The sequence below is a fragment of the Nocardia sp. NPDC059236 genome, from assembly GCF_042754085.1.
Taxonomy (GTDB): Bacteria; Actinomycetota; Actinomycetes; order Mycobacteriales; family Mycobacteriaceae; genus Nocardia.
The window spans coordinates 46456-61702 of sequence record NZ_JBHZAF010000017.1 but is presented as its reverse complement, the minus strand read 5'-3'; the positions used below and the strand labels follow the sequence as shown (position 1 = coordinate 61702).

Genomic DNA, 15247 nt, shown 5'->3' with positions numbered 1-15247 from the left:
GCGCGTCAATGAACCAAGCACGATTCACCTCATGTTCTGTGCTCCCCCGGGGTGACCGAGGAGGGCCGCCCCATCGATCGGCCCGTCCAGAACATAGCCCCGCCACGTTAGCTCCGCATCACATTCGAATCATCCATGTGACATCGCAACAAAAGCAGAAGGCCCTGCTGTTACCGCACTGTTAATTCCTCCAGTGCATTAGCGGCAACAGCAGGGCGACGACGTGGCAAATGCGGCTTACTTCGGCGCGAGGTTCTCCAGCACCACTTCCGCGACCGCCTTCATGGTGGTGCGACGATCCATGGCCGTGCGCTGAATCCACTTGAACGCCTGCGGCTCGGACAGGCCCTGGGTCTGCATCAGCACACCCTTGGCACGCTCGACCAGCTTGCGGGTCTCGAGCCGGTCGGTCAGATTCGCGACCTCGCTCTCGAGCGCCGCGATCTCATGGAATCGCGACGCGGCCAATTCGATGGCCGGCACCAGATCCGACTTGGTGAACGGCTTCACCAGGTACGCCATCGCGCCCGCGTCGCGCGCCCTCTCCACCAGATCGCGCTGGCTGAAGGCGGTCAGGATGACCACCGGCGCAACGCGTTTCGACGCGATCTCGGCCGCCGCGTCGATGCCGTCCCGACGCGGCATCTTCACGTCCATGATCACCAGATCCGGCCGCAGCTCCTCGGCGAGATCCACGGCCTGCTGACCGTCTCCCGCCTCACCCACCACGTGATAGCCCTCCTCCGAGAGCATCTCCACCAGGTCCATCCGGATGAGCGCCTCGTCCTCGGCAACCACCACCCGCTTGGGGGCGGACGCTGCAGCGTCCTTCTTCGAACCGCCCCCTGCTGTCGTTCCCATAGATGAACCCCTGTCGCTTCCGAATACCGATAACCCGATGCCACCTCGCCTTGCGCCACCCTCGCAGGACCAGCACGCATCGAGTCACCCCAAAGAGTACCGTTCACCCGCCCCCACAACCCACGTACCCAGCGCAAACCGACCAGTATCACAACCCGGCAGTCCCCCGACCCCCTCGATTAGTCTCTTCTCCCCTCCACCCGCTATCATTTCTTCCCGGTGCGCCGGGTTGGCGGAACTGGCAGACGCGACGGTCTCAAAAACCGTTGTCCGAAAGGACGTGTGGGTTCGAGTCCCACACTCGGCACCAAGGTCGAGGGCCGTTCCGGAGATATCCGGGACGGCCCTTCTTTCATGCGGTCCGCAATTGGTCCGCAGCAGCTTGCGCGCCCGCATCCATTCCCGCCGCTACAGTATCCAGATCATCCGGGAACAGGTGACCGTACAAGTCCAAGGTCAGCATCGGCGTCTTGTGCCCGAGCATCCGTTGCACAACTTTGACATTCGCCCCCGCACTGATCGCTAACGAGGCAGCCGTGTGCCGAAGGCCATGCGGCACGACACCTTTCAGCCCCACCTCGGTCAGTGCCCGATCGAAGATCCAGCGGAACTCCGTCGAGGTGAGATACCCGAGTGGGCACGGTTCATTGATCCCGCCTACTTCTTCGGCGAGGCCGCGGTTTGCTTCCGTGACCTCAAGCAACCCACCGAGATCGAGCGGTTTGCGGATCTATCGATCCAAGCGTGTCTCGAGCAACGCCGCGCCCGGCGAGGTGGCCTCAGCCAAGCTGCCGTCGCAATGAGCCTCGTACAACGCAACGAGATCGAAGCCGCTGCCGAGCGCGCGAAAATCGTTGTGCACCTGACATCCTCGGTCAACTCGTCCCGGTGCCTCGAAGCGGTGACCGACCTTCAGAAGACCCTCAAGCCATTCGGCACGTTACCCGCCGTCCAGGAGTTCAACACGGAAGCCTTGCAGCTACTCGGTCTCGCCGCCTAGCCGCAACGACATGCAGGTGAGTGGGTGGCCGCGGCGTCGGTAGTGGGACAGCCGGGCTTGACGCTGGCGGAGCAGATCGCGGACATGATCAAGACGAGCATCCTGCCGGACTATCAGCCGGGTGATCAGGTTAGGGCCGCCGTCGATTGGCCGACTTCAATGAGGTGGCCGTCGGGATCACGGATATAGGCTCGGATTTCGTAAGGGTGGTCGACCGGTTCGGTCAGAAAATCCGCACCTCGGGCGGCCCACTCGCGCTGCGACCGGTAGATGTCGGCGACGCGGATGTTGAGGAACGCGCTGACCGTGTCGGGGTCTTGCGGCGTGGTGAGGGTTACGGTTGGTTTGTCCGCTGTCGGACCGCCGCCGTCGTTGAGGATCAGCCAGGTGTTGGCCAACTGCAGGATGACGGGGTCACGGTCATGCACGACCTGGGCGCCGAACACAGTCCGGTAGTAGTCGCGCGATCTGTCCTGGTCAGAGACGACGAGGAAATGGGTGACCACGAAACCGTCGCGCGGGGGAAACTCGAACTGTTGTGCAGTAGTCATGGGTGGCCTCCTCTGGCTTGCAGCTCGGGGTGCACTCACAATCTCGACCGATGCATAGTACCTGACCTGGTATGCAACGACATTCAGGTGACTCGGTGACCGAGCATCTTCACCCCGATCACGGCTGAGACTTGCACGGCCAGAATGAGCCCGGGCAGAGGTCCCAGCCGCTCCAGTCTCCACGGTCATTCCCGGCCCGCGATACCGTCGCTTTGCCTAATTTAGCTATACAGACTCAAGAGCGGCGCGCGTGCGCGCGCCGCCCCGCGCTACGACACGCCACGGGCACTCGTCGCTAGCGCTCCTCGCGCCCGGCGCGTCGGCCCGTTGCGGCACACGCTCGCACGCCGTAGGGGTGCCTGTATCGCTTTCCAGGCCAAGAACTTCCGCGAGGGATGATAGAGACAGGATCAAAGAGGGAGCCCCGCCAGGCTCGTTCTGGCCGTACGAGTCCCAACCGATCTAGTGATGATGCCCAGTCGATCCGTCCCACCGAATCGAGTGCCGGCGCCTTCCCGAGGTGGAGAGGAGTGGGCATGGTGCCGGATAGACGACCTATCCGTTCGCCTCAGATAGCCATGACGAGTGGAGCCAGGCTGCTCAGCCGCTCCACCCACGTACCGGATTCCACCCTGAACTCGGTCTCCAGAATCGCGAGCGCCGTCTTTGGGAACCCTCCGAACCCGTACACAGTATCCTCCGGATAGACCTTCCGCCCGATACGCACGGGCAGCTCCCAGGCCTGCTCCGGCGTGAGAAGGTACGCGGTCGTTTCAGCACGGTCGGCCGGACCCCCTTCAGGCTCGCCGAGCCGCACATAGACCATGCCAACGTTCTTGCCGAGGTATTTCGCTTCGACCCTGAGCGGGCCAACATTGATGACCTTGAGCTGAATCGGCAGGCACCACTCAAGATCCATGTCATAGGCGATCAAGTCCACGCCGATATCCCGAGCAGGATTGGCAATCTCTATCCTGTTCTGCGCGAGCTGATTCGAGAGCCAGAACCTTCCCATCAGTTCGGTACGAGTTGTCGCATGCTTGTCACCTGCCATGCCGAGAACGGTACCGGTGGAGACCACAATCCCAGGTCCGCAAGCGGTCCGCAGGACCACCAGATGGCCTCCTCTCACACCAATGTCACCAACAGCCAAACTCGCCGGTCAGCCGACGGCACCGCCCCTCACCAACGCCAACCAATCCGCACAAATGCCGAGAAGCACCAGCTCAAAAACCGTTGTCCGAAAGGACGTGTGGGTTCGAGTCCCACACTCGGCACCACGGTCGATCGCGACTCCAGGGGTCATCTTCCGACACTCCCCCCGATCTGACATGGGGCGGAGTGTCCGGCTGCGGCGAGACTTCGATGATCCGAAGATTGTGCGGCGCAATACCTTCCGCCTGATTCACCTTCGCCCGGTCGTCCTGTGGAAAAGTGCCCGACACCGGGTCGCCTGCCGTCGCCGATAGCGGGTACCGATGGGGAACGTTGAGAATCAACCGGATTCAGCCCTCCGGGGCGGCGTCGGCATGCTTCTCGTCGTAACGCTGCCGTGCGGATGCGACCTGTGGCGAGAATTCGATAATCGTGGACAGCAGTTCACCGAGTGAGTCGACGACCGCCTCGCCCGTCGGGGTAAGACTATATTCAACGTGAGATGGAATGGAACGCACCAGCTTCCGATCCACCACGCCGTCACGCTCGAGCACCTTCAAGGTCTGCGACAACCTGCGTTCGCTGACGCCGCCCACAGTGCGCTTGAGTTCGTTGTAGCGGAGCGTGCCATCGCGCAGCGCGACCAGAATGAGTAGCGACCAGGTGTTGGCAATGGTGTCGAAGGCCTCCCGCACGGTGCCCGCACGCGCGAGCACCTCACTGACCGACACTCGACGCCCCGGCCGCCGTTCGTCACCCATCGCTCCCACGCTCCTTTCTGCGCATGAAGACTACACTTTGCGTGTACATGCATATCGCATGTACTCTCATTTTGAGAGTGCTATTTCTTCCGAGGAGGTCTACGACATGGGTACCGAGTACAACGACTGGACCGTGGGCGACAGCAACACCGTCACCTTCCATGCCCCCGCCCACGCAGTCTTCGATCTGGTCACACAGGCCCGCTTCTGGCCCGAATGGCACGTCGCCAGCCACGACGTCGGCGGCGTCACCGAACGCCCCTACCGCGTCGGCGATGTGATCTACGAGCACGGCCGCCTCGAGGACGGCAGCGAACAACATCTCTACTGGCGCGTAGTCGACCAGGAGTACGCCAAGTCCTCCCTGATCGTCGACGACAACGTCGGTGCGGGCCTGCAGTACTCGCTCACCGAGGACGGCGAGGGCACCACCACGTTCACCCGCCGCACGCTCTACCACCCCGACTCCCCGTTCTCCCCCGCCCAGCGCGCCCTCGTCGCCGAAGCCAGCGCCGAAAGCGTCCAGGGTCTGCACCGTCACATCACCGCTCTCCTGGACAAAGAACACAGCAGCATCCCCGCGGCCTCCGCATAACCGACCGCCGCGGGCGGCTGGTGCCGAAGGTCCCGCGCCAGCGCACGGCCCTCGGAAGAGGTCCCCAACTGGTGAGGTTGCGCATTCGACCGTCGCCGGTTGCGGTCGATTCTTCGGACCACTCGGGCGTCCGTTCGGCCACGCAGACGACGGACTACACCCCCAGCAGCGAATGTGCCGCCGAATCCGGCTGATGGACAACGAATTCGCCGCGTCGTTCAGCGAACCTCGCGGTGGTCCAGGGCGAAGTGACGGCCACCGAAATCGACTGCGGTACGGGCCGTCCGGCGTCGATACGGAACATGCTTTCCCGTGGTGACACACGACCGCATCCTCCCGGGTGAGGTTGTGAGAAGTGGTGTCCGGCAGGGGGTTCGGGGATGGTCAACCTTGGGTTGACGGGTTAGGGTAGCGGGATGCGTCTTGTGTTTGCCAGCCTTGCGACTGTGGGGCATGCGTATCCGCTGGTGCCGCTGGCGGTGGCGGCTCGGGAGGCGGGGTGCGAGGTGCATTTCGCGGTGGGGGCGGGGATGCACGGGGTGATCGGGCGGCATGGATTGGGGGCGTTTCGGCCGGGGGATTGTTTTTCCGAGATGTATGCGGAGGATATTGCGGGGGATTTGGAACGGTTGCGGCCGGATCTGGTGATTCATGAGTGGGGGGTGCCGGGCGCGGCGATTGCGGCGCAGCGGGCGGGGATTCCGGCGGTGTGGCATGGGTTCGGGCGGATGTTTCCGGAGGGGATCGGGCTGGAGATGCCGATGCGGGTCGCCGGGGTGGAGGGAGTGCCGCATATCGATATTTGCCCGGTCTCGCTGCAGGACAAGGAATTTCTGAAAGAGGATCGGATCGAGTTGCGGCCGGTTCCTTACCCGGAAACGGGGGAACTCGGCGCGTTGCCGGGCATACCGTCGTCTCGGCCACTGATCTACCTGACGCTGGGCACCGTGTTCGGCACGCCGGGACTGCTCAGGCAGGCCCTGTCCGGGCTCTCTCGGCTCGACGCCCAGGTCATCGTCGCTGCGGGGCGGCTGGATCCGGACGAGGTCGGTGCGCTACCGGGCAACGTCAGTGTTCACGGCTGGGTGCCGCAGTCCCGGCTACTCCCCCACGTCGATCTCGTCGTGCATCACGGGGGCAGTGGTACCACGCTCGGGGCGTTGAATTTCGGAGTGCCGCAACTGGTCCTGCCGCAGGGGGCCGACCAGTTCGCCAACGCGGATGCGCTGGAGGCGGCGGGTGCGGCGATTCAGCTCGGGGCGGGCGAGGTCGACGCGGACACGATCGCCGATCGGGCGGCGCGGTTGCTGCCGCGACGGGGCAATCCTTATCGAGAGGCGGCCGAGGCGGTCGCGACGGAGATCGCTCGGATGCCCGGGCCGGATGAGGTCGTCGAGCGGCTGCGCGACTACGTCGCGGGCCGATAGGGGGACCGGGCCCGGCTCGGATGGGCAATGCGGGGGATAAATCGGGGCGAACAGTCGGATTTCACTACGGCGGGCCGCCGCGTCGCGCATCATCGGTGTCCGTAGGTCCGAGAGCATGGTGGAGGTTGCATGCGAATCCCGATATCCACAGTGGCGAAAGTGGGGCCGGCCGGGGTCGGCCTGGCGGTGGCGATTGTGGCGTTGTGCGCTGGGTGCGGGACGGAAACGGGCGGGTCGGCGGTACCAGCCGGGACAGGATCGACGGCGGGAGAGACGACCGTGGCCAAAGCTACGTCTTCGAAGGCATCGAGCCAGCCGTCGGACGGGCTGCCGGCGGCCTCGAACGGGACCGATCTCGGCGCCTGCTCCAACGGCAATTGCGAGGTCCGGGTCGACGGGCCGACCACGATTCCGGTTCCCGGATTCTCCCGGATCAACAGTGTCCGGATCGGGCAGATCAGCCCGGGCTCGGTCACCGCGTCGACGACGGTGTTCGGATTGCCGGTCTCCGGGTCGACCGGGGTCGGCGGCACCATCTTCCTGAACGGCCTGACCGTGAAGATCGTTGCCGTCCAGGGCAATTCGGCCGTGCTGCGGCTGAGCACCTAGCGGGGCGCGCCGGGCCGCATCCACGTTCCGGCCGCGCACCGCACCGCAGACTAGACTTCCGGCAGGACGAGGAAACCGCGTTTTCGAACCGCGAGCACAGCGGCGCCGTAGTCCCGCACAGATCAGCGAAACGTGCGGAGGTCACGAATGCGGGTGAAGAGAATGACCGCGGACCTGTCCGAATATCCGGATCTGGTCGTGATCCTGCTCGGAATGCGCGTGCGCAAGCCGCGTGGAATCCTGCGGCTGCTGGGCGTCGGCCCCAAGCTGTACCGGTCACATCACGACATGCCGGACGGGCTCCTGTCACACGAGGATGTGGTGTGGTCGCTGTGGCCGCCGCACTGGGGTGCGCGGCAGTACTGGCGGGATCTGGAGAGCCTGGAACGGTGGACGCGATCGGACCCGCACCGGCAGTGGTGGCAGCAATTCCTGCGGGATTCCGGCGGCACCGGATTCTGGCACGAAGCCTATTTCGCCAGGGGCGGAATCGATTCCGTGTACGACGATATGTCCACGGCCACCGGGCTGGCCCGGTTCGCACGAACCGTCCCTGCTCGGGGGCGGTTGTTCTCGACACGCGGCCGGGTCGGCGACACGGTCCGGGCCGCAGATCGGGCCGTGCCCGAAATCGCGCCCGTGATAACGGAATCCGCGTTGTACGACACGGCGGACACCAAAAACTGTTCGGCTATTGATTTGCCGGGCACGAACGGGCATGCTCACATTCCAGGGGCGTTGACCTGTTGCCAAACGGACACTCCGGTAAACGAGAACCAACATCAGGTGAGCGACATTCGACCGCGCGATGAACATCGCGGTTGAAACGTGTGATTCGGTCACGGAACAGTTTCGAAGCGACAACGGCGGGCATAAGTTATCCGCATGCATGTGTTGTTCGTGTGCAGCGGAAATGTTTGCCGATCCGTCATTGCCGAGCGCCTCACCCTGGCGGTGGCCGCTGACCACGGACTACAGGAGCTGTCCGCCGAGAGTGCCGGCGTACGCGCACTGGTCGGATTCCCCGTGGAACCCCTTGCCGCACAGACGATTGTGGGCCTCGGCGGCAACGCCGACAATTTCAAGGCCCGCCGCCTCAAGGCAGAGATGGTGCACCGCGCCGACCTGGTGCTGGCCATGACCGAGAAGATTCGCGACCAGGTGCGCGAACTCGTGCCCGAGGCGCTCCCCCGCACCTTCACGCTGCTCGAGGCGTACCGGATCGCCAAGGTCAGCGGCGCGCGCACCGTGGTCGGACTGCACGCCGCGCGCAACGATCTCGCGTACGTCGGCCGGGAGAACATCTCCGATCCGGTCGGCCTGTCGCCGCAACAGTTTTGCGATGTCGGCGACCGCATCGCCGAGGCGCTGGTGCCGCTGCTGCTCGCCCTGCACGCCCATCAGCATCCGCAGGCCACACTGCGCCCGCGCAGCGCCGCGGACGGGCAGCCGCCGCTGCTGGTGATAGACGGCGGCCGGGGCGAGCAGGGCAGGCGAGCCGCGCACCCGCGGCCGGCCGAATACTCCGGGCCGGCAGTCGAACCGACCCGGCACGCGGCGGAATCCGCCGGATAGCAGGCAAATCCGGCATCCGAGCCCTGGACCGTCGCGTGTCAATGCACCTTGCTGCCTGGTTGGTCCGGTAAGGGATTACACTCTCGCGCGGAACACTTATCCGTTCCGCCGAACGCCACTGCCGGTGGTTCGACACAAGAACAGGACCAAGGACATGCCGAAGCGAATTTCGGATGTTTCGCTCCATGTTTACGTGACACCTCAGACCCTGCACCGCGTCACCGAGACGGTGTGCCGGGTGGTCGATGAATACGTCGCCGATCGAGATATCTTCGCGTGGCGCTTCACCCTCCCGGTGGAGTGCGACGAACCCACCCACACTGTGCTCGAAACCCAGTGGCGGCTGGACAATCCCGGCGTGGAGCCGGGCACCCGCCGCACCTACGAGATCGCGCTCAGCCTGGTGGGCGAGGCCCGTCAACTAACCAAGGCGGGCATCGCCAAGCTCGAGCAGCGCCTCGTGCTGGAACTGTCCGCCGACGAACCGATCCCCTACATCGTGCACGCCCTGCAGCGCGAGAACTTCGAACTCGAAGAGAACCGCGAGTTGATCTAACTCTCAGAGCTCTCAGGGGCTTCGCCCCCGAACCCCCTCGAGATTTCGGGGGCTCCGCCCCCGGACCCCCGAGATTCGCCGTGCCCGACACCCGGAACGCGCCAGGCCCATCACCTGGAACGCGCTACGCCTGACACCCGGAAGGCGCCGCGCCCATCTCCTGGAACGCGCGCCGGGCCGCACCCCGCAGGGCACGGCCCGGTCATGTATGCGTCGTCTCCGAGCGATCGCGTGTCAGCGGCGCGCCGGGAAGTGGCGGATCACGCCTTCCTGGACGGTTGTCGCGAGCAGGTCGCCGTTCCGGGCGTAGAAGTGGCCGCGGGCCAGGCCGCGGGAACCCGCCGCCACCGGGGACTCGGTCGCGTAGAGCGACCAGTCGTCGAACCGGAAGGGCCGGTGGAACCAGATGGAATGGTTCACCGTGGCCGCGATGATGCGGTCCCAGCCCCAGGACAGCCCGTGCGTGGTGATGATGGAGTCCAGCACCGTGGTGTCGGACGAATATGCCAGCGCCGCAACGTGAATCAGCGGGTCGTCGGGCAGCTGCCCGTCGGTGCGCATCCAGACCCGGTTGTGGCCGAGGCTCTCGCCCTTGCCCTTGAGGATCCAGGCCGGGTCGTTGGTGTAGCGCATCTCGATGGGATGCGGTGCGTCGACGAACATCTGGAGCTTGTCCTCCAGACCCGCGAACGACTCCTCCACGCGCGGAAGGTCGTCCGGCCCCGGGACATCGGGTAGGGGCGCACCGTGCTCGAGCCCCTTGCCCCAGTCCTGGAAGGCGGCGAGCATGACGAACAGCTCCTGCCCGTCCTGGTACGCCGTCACCGTGCGGTTGGCGATGGAGCGGCCGTCCCGATGCCGATCGACGTGGTATTCGATCGGCTGCTTCGGGTCACCGCCACGGACGAAGTGCGCGTTGACCGCGTGGATCGGACGCTCCGGACCCACCGTCCGGCCCGCGGCGATGATCGCCTGGGAGACGAGCTGGCCGCCGAACGTGCGGCTCCACACCTTCTCGGGATGGTGTCCGAGGAAGATATCGGGACCGTTCTCCTCCAGATCCAGCAGGCGCAGCAGCTCCCGCAGATCGTCGGACAGACCGGTCCCCTCGGGGTCCGCGACGACGTCCGAAGACGTCTCGTCCAGCGACGCACTCAAATTAGTGGTCCTCCTCGCCGATGCGATGCACGTGGATCAGGTTGGTGGACCCGACAGTACCCGGCGGCGAGCCGGCCACGATGACCACGAGGTCACCCTTCTTGTACCGGCCGATCGAGAGCAACGCGTTGTCCACCTGGTGGATCATCTCGTCGGTCGTGCCCACCGGAGGAACGATGAACGTTTCCACGCCCCACGTCAAGGCGAGCTGACTGCGAATCGCGGCCTGCGGGGTGAAGGCCAGCAGCGGCAGCGGGGTGTGCAGGCGGGCCAGGCGGCGCACCGTGTCACCGGACTGCGTGAAGGCAACCAGCGCTTTGGCATTCAACCGCTCGCCGATGTCGCGGGCGGCGTAGGAGATGACACCGCGCTTGGTCCGGGGCACGTGGGTCAGCGGCGGCACCCGGGTCGAGGACTCGGATTCCACGGCGTGCACGATGCGGGCCATGGTGCGCACGGCCTCGATCGGGTAGTCGCCGACCGAGGTCTCACCGGAGAGCATGACCGCGTCCGCACCGTCGAGCACGGCGTTGGCCACGTCGGAGGCCTCGGCGCGGGTCGGGCGGGAGTTGGTGATCATGGACTCCAGCATCTGGGTGGCCACGATGACCGGCTTGGCGTTCTCGCGCGCCATCTGCACCGCGCGCTTCTGCACCAGCGGCACCTGCTCGAGCGGCAGCTCCACGCCGAGGTCGCCACGGGCGACCATGATGGCGTCGAAGGCCAGCACGATGGCTTCCAGATTGTCGATGGCTTCGGGCTTTTCGAGCTTGCCGATGACCGGCACCCGGCGGCCCACGCGATCCATGATGTCGTGCACCAGCTCCACATCGGAGGGCGAGCGCACGAAGGACAGCGCGATGAAGTCCACGCCCAGGTTCAGGGCGAATTCCAGGTCGTCGATGTCCTTTTCGGACAGCGCGGGCACGGACACGTCCATGCCGGGCAGCGAGACGCCCTTGTTGTTGGAGACGGGGCCGCCCTCGGTGACCCGGCAGATGACGTCGTTGTCCTCGACACGCAGCACGGTCAGCCCGACCTTGCCGTCGTCCACGAGCAGCCGGTCGCCGGGCTTGGCGTCCTTGGCGAGGTGTTTGTAGGTGGTGGAAACCCGGTCGTGAGTTCCTACGATGTCGTCGACGGTGATACGGACTTCCTCGCCGGTGTTCCAGACGGTCTTGCCGTCGCCCTCGAACCGGCCCAGTCGGATCTTCGGGCCCTGCAGGTCGGCGAGGATACCGACAGCGCGGCCGGCCGTATCGCTGGCAGCGCGCACCTTCTTGTAATTCTCGGCATGATCGGAGTGCTCGCCGTGGCTGAAGTTCAGGCGCGCAACGTCCATGCCACTTTCGACGAGCTCACGAATCCGGTCCTCGGATGACACTGCTGGTCCGAGGGTGCACACAATCTTCGTTCGTCGCATCACGCGTTCAACCCTAGACCTGTGACAACCCTCATGCCGACCCCGGCACACACATATACAGATCTCGTAAGCAGCCGTTCAGCTATCTCACGATCAACGCGCAACGTGCCGGGCCAGACGGGTTTCCAGTCGAGTCTGACCGAAGCCGAGGACCAGGCATATTACCCAGTAGTAGATTGCCGCGACGCCATAGAGCGCGAAGAAGTCGAAGGTCGGCGCGGCGGCCATTTGCGCGGTGCGCAGCAACTCGGTCACCAGAATGGTGGAAGCGAGCGACGTGTCCTTCACCAGGGAGATGAGGGTGTTGGACAGCGGGGGCACCGCGATGCGGGAGGCCTGCGGCAGGATGATCAGCCGCAGCGCCTGCGCATAGTTCATGCCGACCGAGTAGGACGCCTCCCACTGGCCATGGACCACCGAAAGAATCGCGGCCCGAATGATTTCCGCCGCATAGCCGCCGACATTCAGGCTGAACGCGATGATGGCCGCCGGAAACGGCTCCAGCACGATATTGAAGGCGGGCAGGCCGAAGAAGATGATGAACAGCTGCACCAGCAGCGGCGTGCCGCGAATGATCGAGATGTAGAAGCGCGCGGCCGCGTGCAGCGGCCACACGCTCGACATCCGGGCCAGCGCCACGAACAGCGCTATCGCCAGGCCGATCACGAAGCTGATGGCGGTCAGCGGCAGCGTCTTGGTGACCGTGGCCTCCAGCATGGGCCAGAGATTGTGCCGTACCAGCGCCCAGGTGGCGTCGTCCATCGTCGAATTGCCCTGTGTCGCTTACTTGCTGACGTCGGTGCCGAAGTACTTGTCGGAGATCTTGGCGAGGGTTCCGTCGGCGCGCAGTTCGTCGAGCGCCTTGTCGACCTGATCGGTCAGCGCCTGCGAGTCCTTGCGGGCGGCGAAGGCCTGCTTGGAGACCTCACCGGTCTTGCCGACGACCTGGATGGTGCCGGTGCCCTGCTGCTTGGTGTAGGCGTTCACCGCGAGGGTGTCGTTGACGGTGGCGTCGGCGCGGCCGGTCTTGAGCAGCTGCACCGCCTCCACGAAGCCGGGGATCGCCTCGACCTTGCAGCCGGCGCCCTTGGCGGTGTCGGCCCAGTTGGAGGTCTCGGACTGGGCGCAGGTCTTGCCGTTCAGATCGGCCAGGGCGTGGACGCCGTCATTGCCGGTCTTGGTGACGATGACGCCCTCGGAGACGGTGTAGGGCTGGGAGAGCGAATACTTCTGCTCGCGTTCGGGTTTGATGGTGACCTGGTTGGCGATGAGGTCCACGCGCTTGGATTCCAGTGCGGCGAACAGCGAGTCCCAGGGGGCGGTGGTGAATTCCACCTTCTTGCCGATCTTGTCGCCGACGGCCTTGATGACGTCGACGTCGTAGCCGGTGAGGGTGCCGTTGTCCTGGTAGGTGAACGGGGAGTAGTTGCCCTCGGTGCCGACTTTGAGCGTGTTCGCGTCGTCCTTGCTCGAACTGCATGCGACGAGCCCTGCGGCGGCGACAACGGCGAGCATGACGGCGGTGAGCTTACGGCGCACGACGGGGACCTCTCCTCGGGCGTGGCTGACCACGCGACAAAACAACCGACAAAGGGTACGCCGCGAACCGACCGGGCGGCACGGCAACCATCAGGATGCGCGAAACCGTGGCGCGAAATCGCGCCCGATGATAAGCGCGAACGGCCGCCACCCGGTCGGGTGGCGGCCGTTGGACGCGGAAGTATCGCCGTCAGTCGCGCAGCGGACGTCCCTGCAGGTCGGGAACCTTGCCGGTGAGCATGAGAATGCCGTCGATCAGCGACCAGACCCCGCAGCCGCCGCAGGTGATCAGCTGCAGCACACCGATCGTGGTGTAGCCCAGGTAGAACCGGCCGACACCGAAGTGCCCGATGAAGATCTGCAGCAGGCCCGCGGTGAGCTTGCTCTTGTCCGAGAACGGAACTCCGAATTGGTCGCGGCCGAACGGGGCTTCCGGGTCACCGCCGTAGGGCCCGGCCGGGCCCGGTATCGGATACGGCATCGGTTGGTCGTACGGCTGACCCGGCTGGCCGTACGGCTGACCCGGCTGGCCGTAGGGCTGCTGGCCCGGGTACGGCTGCTGGCCGTAGGGCTGCCCGTACTGCGGGCCGGTGCCGGGAACGCCGTACTGCGGCCCGTCCTGCATCGGCGGCTTGTCGAATGGGTCGGTCACTCACGTCCTCCTGATCGCGGTCAGGAGCCATTCTTGCCGGACTCGACCGTCTTCGCCTGGTCGACCGCGGTGGACTCCGTCTCGTCCGGCTCGGAATCGCCGGTTTCGGAAGAGATATCGCGCTCGGTCTCGGATTCGTTGCCGCCGGCCGGGGGTTCCGTTCCGGTGTCACCGGTGGATTTTTCGGCGGTCGGCTCGTCGACCTCGGTGACCGCAGCCTTCGAATCCCCTGCCGCGGAGCCGGTTCCGGCCGCCGCACCCGCCGCCCCGAACGCCCGCAGCGCACCGAACTGCCACGGCCAGGGCCGTTCCACGCCGGCGCGCAGCTGGTCGGCGGTCTCACGGCCCTTGGTGGCGAACAGGAAATAGGCCACGGCGCAGACGAATACGATCGCCGAGGTGAAGGTGTTGATGCGGAGGCCCAGGATGTGGGTGGCCTCGTCGTCGCGCAGCAGCTCCACGAAGAAGCGGCCGAAGCAGTAGACCGCCACGTAGAGCGCGAACAGCCGGCCGTGGCCGATGCGGAACTTGCGATCCACGTAGAGCAGCACGGCCACGCCGAGCAGGTTCCAGATCAGCTCGTAGAGGAAGGTCGGCTGCACGATCTTCTCCGCCGGGCCCGCGGCGGTGCCGTTCATCATGTCCAGCTGGCCGCTGTGGTCGTAGCGCAGGAAGATCTCCAGGCCCCACGGCACCTTGGTCTCGCGGCCGTAGAGCTCCTGGTTGAAGTAGTTGCCGAGCCGGCCGACGGCCTGGGCCAGCAGGATGCCCGGGGCGATGGCGTCACCGAAGGCGGGCAACGGAATCCGGTACACCCGGCAGCCGATCCAGGCGCCGATGCCGCCGAGCAGCACCGCGCCCCAGATGCCGAGGCCGCCCTCCCAGATCTTGAGCGCGTTGATGGGGTGACCGCCGGCGCCGAAGTACTTCTGCCAGTCGGTGGCCACGTGGTAGAGCCGTCCGCCGATCAGGCCGAACGGCACCGCGAACATGGCCACGTCGAGCACCATGCCGGTCTGGCCGCCGCGCGCCACCCACCGCTTCTCACCCAGCCAGATGGCCGCGATGATGCCGAGGATGATGCAGATGGCGTACGCCCGCAGCGGGAACGGCCCAATGTTCCAGACCCCGCGCGGCGGGCTGGGAATGTAGGCCAGGACATCGGCACCGGCGCTCTCGGCAAGGGCTCGTATGGTCACGAGTCCCCACCGTAGCCCAACAGGCCTGCGGCATGCTGTCTCAGGTCGGCGCGCGCCGTGGGATTCGCCGCCGCGGGTCGCGCCGGCACCCGGTAACGCAACGGATATACGAAGCGGCGCGCATCCCCGCACCGCCGGACAACGCCCAAGGGTGCGTACCGAATTCGGTACGCACCCTTGGGTATT

18 protein-coding genes and 1 tRNA gene are annotated in these 15247 nt (G+C 65.6%); 8 read left to right on the top strand and 11 right to left on the bottom strand.

Annotated elements, in window-relative coordinates; genetic code table 11:
• Nucleotides 1-237: 237 nt before the first annotated feature.
• Complete coding sequence (locus ACFXIV_RS34780) at nucleotides 238-861, bottom strand: ANTAR domain-containing response regulator (RefSeq protein ID WP_213560578.1); 624 nt, start codon at nucleotides 859-861, stop codon at nucleotides 238-240.
• Nucleotides 862-1084: 223 nt separating this feature from the next.
• On the opposite strand from ACFXIV_RS34780, the gene ACFXIV_RS34775 reads away from it, so the two are divergent.
• A tRNA-Leu gene (locus ACFXIV_RS34775) sits at nucleotides 1085-1171 on the top strand.
• A 42-nt stretch (nucleotides 1172-1213) separates the two neighbouring features.
• Here the strand turns inward: ACFXIV_RS34775 and ACFXIV_RS34770 are convergent.
• A complete protein-coding gene (locus ACFXIV_RS34770) occupies nucleotides 1214-1438 on the bottom strand; it encodes a tyrosine-type recombinase/integrase (RefSeq protein WP_379402200.1) in 225 nt (74 codons plus the stop codon).
• On the opposite strand from ACFXIV_RS34770, the gene ACFXIV_RS34765 reads away from it, so the two are divergent.
• Nucleotides 1400-1861 carry a hypothetical protein gene (locus ACFXIV_RS34765; protein ID WP_379402207.1) on the top strand — a complete coding sequence of 154 codons (462 nt, stop codon included), beginning with the start codon at nucleotides 1400-1402 and terminating at the stop codon, nucleotides 1859-1861. The two genes, ACFXIV_RS34770 and ACFXIV_RS34765, sit on opposite strands and share 39 nt — an antisense overlap.
• Nucleotides 1862-1986: 125 nt before the next feature.
• Here ACFXIV_RS34765 and ACFXIV_RS34760 read toward each other — a convergent pair whose 3' ends face one another.
• The 3 genes from ACFXIV_RS34760 to ACFXIV_RS34750 all read right to left on the bottom strand — a co-directional run bounded on the left by ACFXIV_RS34760 (nucleotide 1987) and on the right by ACFXIV_RS34750 (nucleotide 4328).
• Nucleotides 1987-2412 (bottom strand): VOC family protein, encoded by a 426-nt coding sequence (locus ACFXIV_RS34760; protein ID WP_379402156.1) that lies wholly within the window; start codon nucleotides 2410-2412, stop codon nucleotides 1987-1989.
• 568 nt (nucleotides 2413-2980) lie between these two features.
• The gene (locus tag ACFXIV_RS34755; RefSeq protein WP_379402155.1) at nucleotides 2981-3466 is read right to left on the bottom strand and encodes a hypothetical protein; all 486 of its coding nucleotides are present in this window, start codon (nucleotides 3464-3466) and stop codon (nucleotides 2981-2983) included.
• 451 nt (nucleotides 3467-3917) lie between these two features.
• Nucleotides 3918-4328, bottom strand: a complete 411-nt coding sequence (locus ACFXIV_RS34750; protein ID WP_379402154.1) for a winged helix-turn-helix transcriptional regulator — start codon at nucleotides 4326-4328, stop codon at nucleotides 3918-3920.
• 106 nt (nucleotides 4329-4434) lie between these two features.
• On the opposite strand from ACFXIV_RS34750, the gene ACFXIV_RS34745 reads away from it, so the two are divergent.
• From ACFXIV_RS34745 to ACFXIV_RS34720, 6 genes are all read left to right on the top strand, one after another.
• On the top strand, nucleotides 4435-4923 hold the full coding sequence (locus tag ACFXIV_RS34745; RefSeq protein WP_379402153.1) for an SRPBCC family protein: 489 nt from the start codon (nucleotides 4435-4437) through the stop codon (nucleotides 4921-4923).
• 416 nt (nucleotides 4924-5339) lie between these two features.
• Nucleotides 5340-6350 carry a glycosyltransferase gene (locus ACFXIV_RS34740; RefSeq protein WP_379402152.1) on the top strand — a complete coding sequence of 337 codons (1011 nt, stop codon included), beginning with the start codon at nucleotides 5340-5342 and terminating at the stop codon, nucleotides 6348-6350.
• Between the two features lie 279 nt (nucleotides 6351-6629).
• Nucleotides 6630-6959, top strand: coding sequence for a hypothetical protein (locus ACFXIV_RS34735; protein ID WP_379402151.1), 330 nt, complete (start codon nucleotides 6630-6632; stop codon nucleotides 6957-6959).
• A gap of 147 nt (nucleotides 6960-7106) precedes the next feature.
• A complete protein-coding gene (locus ACFXIV_RS34730; protein WP_379402150.1) occupies nucleotides 7107-7784 on the top strand; it encodes a phenylacetaldoxime dehydratase family protein in 678 nt (225 codons plus the stop codon).
• Nucleotides 7785-7844: 60 nt separating this feature from the next.
• Nucleotides 7845-8534, top strand: a complete 690-nt coding sequence (locus ACFXIV_RS34725; protein WP_354846072.1) for a low molecular weight phosphatase family protein — start codon at nucleotides 7845-7847, stop codon at nucleotides 8532-8534.
• Between the two features lie 193 nt (nucleotides 8535-8727).
• Nucleotides 8728-9090, top strand: coding sequence for a hypothetical protein (locus ACFXIV_RS34720; RefSeq protein WP_379402149.1), 363 nt, complete (start codon nucleotides 8728-8730; stop codon nucleotides 9088-9090).
• Between the two features lie 234 nt (nucleotides 9091-9324).
• On the opposite strand, the gene ACFXIV_RS34715 is transcribed toward ACFXIV_RS34720, so the two are convergent.
• The 6 genes from ACFXIV_RS34715 to lgt all read right to left on the bottom strand — a co-directional run bounded on the left by ACFXIV_RS34715 (nucleotide 9325) and on the right by lgt (nucleotide 15061).
• Nucleotides 9325-10188: an acyl-CoA thioesterase gene (locus ACFXIV_RS34715; protein ID WP_379402199.1), complete on the bottom strand. Its 864-nt coding sequence runs from the start codon at nucleotides 10186-10188 to the stop codon at nucleotides 9325-9327.
• 61 nt (nucleotides 10189-10249) lie between these two features.
• Nucleotides 10250-11674, bottom strand: a complete 1425-nt coding sequence (gene pyk / locus ACFXIV_RS34710; protein WP_364619557.1) for a pyruvate kinase — start codon at nucleotides 11672-11674, stop codon at nucleotides 10250-10252.
• A 90-nt stretch (nucleotides 11675-11764) separates the two neighbouring features.
• Nucleotides 11765-12433 (bottom strand): amino acid ABC transporter permease, encoded by a 669-nt coding sequence (locus ACFXIV_RS34705; RefSeq protein ID WP_379402148.1) that lies wholly within the window; start codon nucleotides 12431-12433, stop codon nucleotides 11765-11767.
• A gap of 21 nt (nucleotides 12434-12454) precedes the next feature.
• Nucleotides 12455-13210 (bottom strand): transporter substrate-binding domain-containing protein, encoded by a 756-nt coding sequence (locus tag ACFXIV_RS34700; RefSeq protein ID WP_379402147.1) that lies wholly within the window; start codon nucleotides 13208-13210, stop codon nucleotides 12455-12457.
• A gap of 190 nt (nucleotides 13211-13400) precedes the next feature.
• Nucleotides 13401-13862, bottom strand: a complete 462-nt coding sequence (locus ACFXIV_RS34695) for an NINE protein (protein ID WP_379402146.1) — start codon at nucleotides 13860-13862, stop codon at nucleotides 13401-13403.
• Nucleotides 13863-13882: 20 nt separating this feature from the next.
• The gene (gene lgt / locus ACFXIV_RS34690; RefSeq protein ID WP_379402145.1) at nucleotides 13883-15061 is read right to left on the bottom strand and encodes a prolipoprotein diacylglyceryl transferase; all 1179 of its coding nucleotides are present in this window, start codon (nucleotides 15059-15061) and stop codon (nucleotides 13883-13885) included.
• Nucleotides 15062-15247: the final 186 nt, after the last annotated feature.

Excerpts from the sequence above, each read along its gene's own strand:
- ACFXIV_RS34780 (WP_213560578.1), bottom strand. The coding sequence starts at position 861 with ATGGGAACGACAGCAGGGGGCGGTTCGAAGAAGGACGCTGCAGCGTCC.
- ACFXIV_RS34760 (WP_379402156.1), bottom strand. The coding sequence starts at position 2,412 with ATGACTACTGCACAACAGTTCGAGTTTCCCCCGCGCGACGGTTTCGTG.
- ACFXIV_RS34755 (WP_379402155.1), bottom strand. The coding sequence starts at position 3,466 with ATGGCAGGTGACAAGCATGCGACAACTCGTACCGAACTGATGGGAAGG.
- ACFXIV_RS34750 (WP_379402154.1), bottom strand. The coding sequence starts at position 4,328 with ATGGGTGACGAACGGCGGCCGGGGCGTCGAGTGTCGGTCAGTGAGGTG.
- ACFXIV_RS34745 (WP_379402153.1), top strand. The coding sequence starts at position 4,435 with ATGGGTACCGAGTACAACGACTGGACCGTGGGCGACAGCAACACCGTC.
- ACFXIV_RS34740 (WP_379402152.1), top strand. The coding sequence starts at position 5,340 with ATGCGTCTTGTGTTTGCCAGCCTTGCGACTGTGGGGCATGCGTATCCG.
- ACFXIV_RS34730 (WP_379402150.1), top strand. The coding sequence starts at position 7,107 with ATGCGGGTGAAGAGAATGACCGCGGACCTGTCCGAATATCCGGATCTG.
- ACFXIV_RS34725 (WP_354846072.1), top strand. The coding sequence starts at position 7,845 with ATGCATGTGTTGTTCGTGTGCAGCGGAAATGTTTGCCGATCCGTCATT.
- ACFXIV_RS34705 (WP_379402148.1), bottom strand. The coding sequence starts at position 12,433 with ATGGACGACGCCACCTGGGCGCTGGTACGGCACAATCTCTGGCCCATG.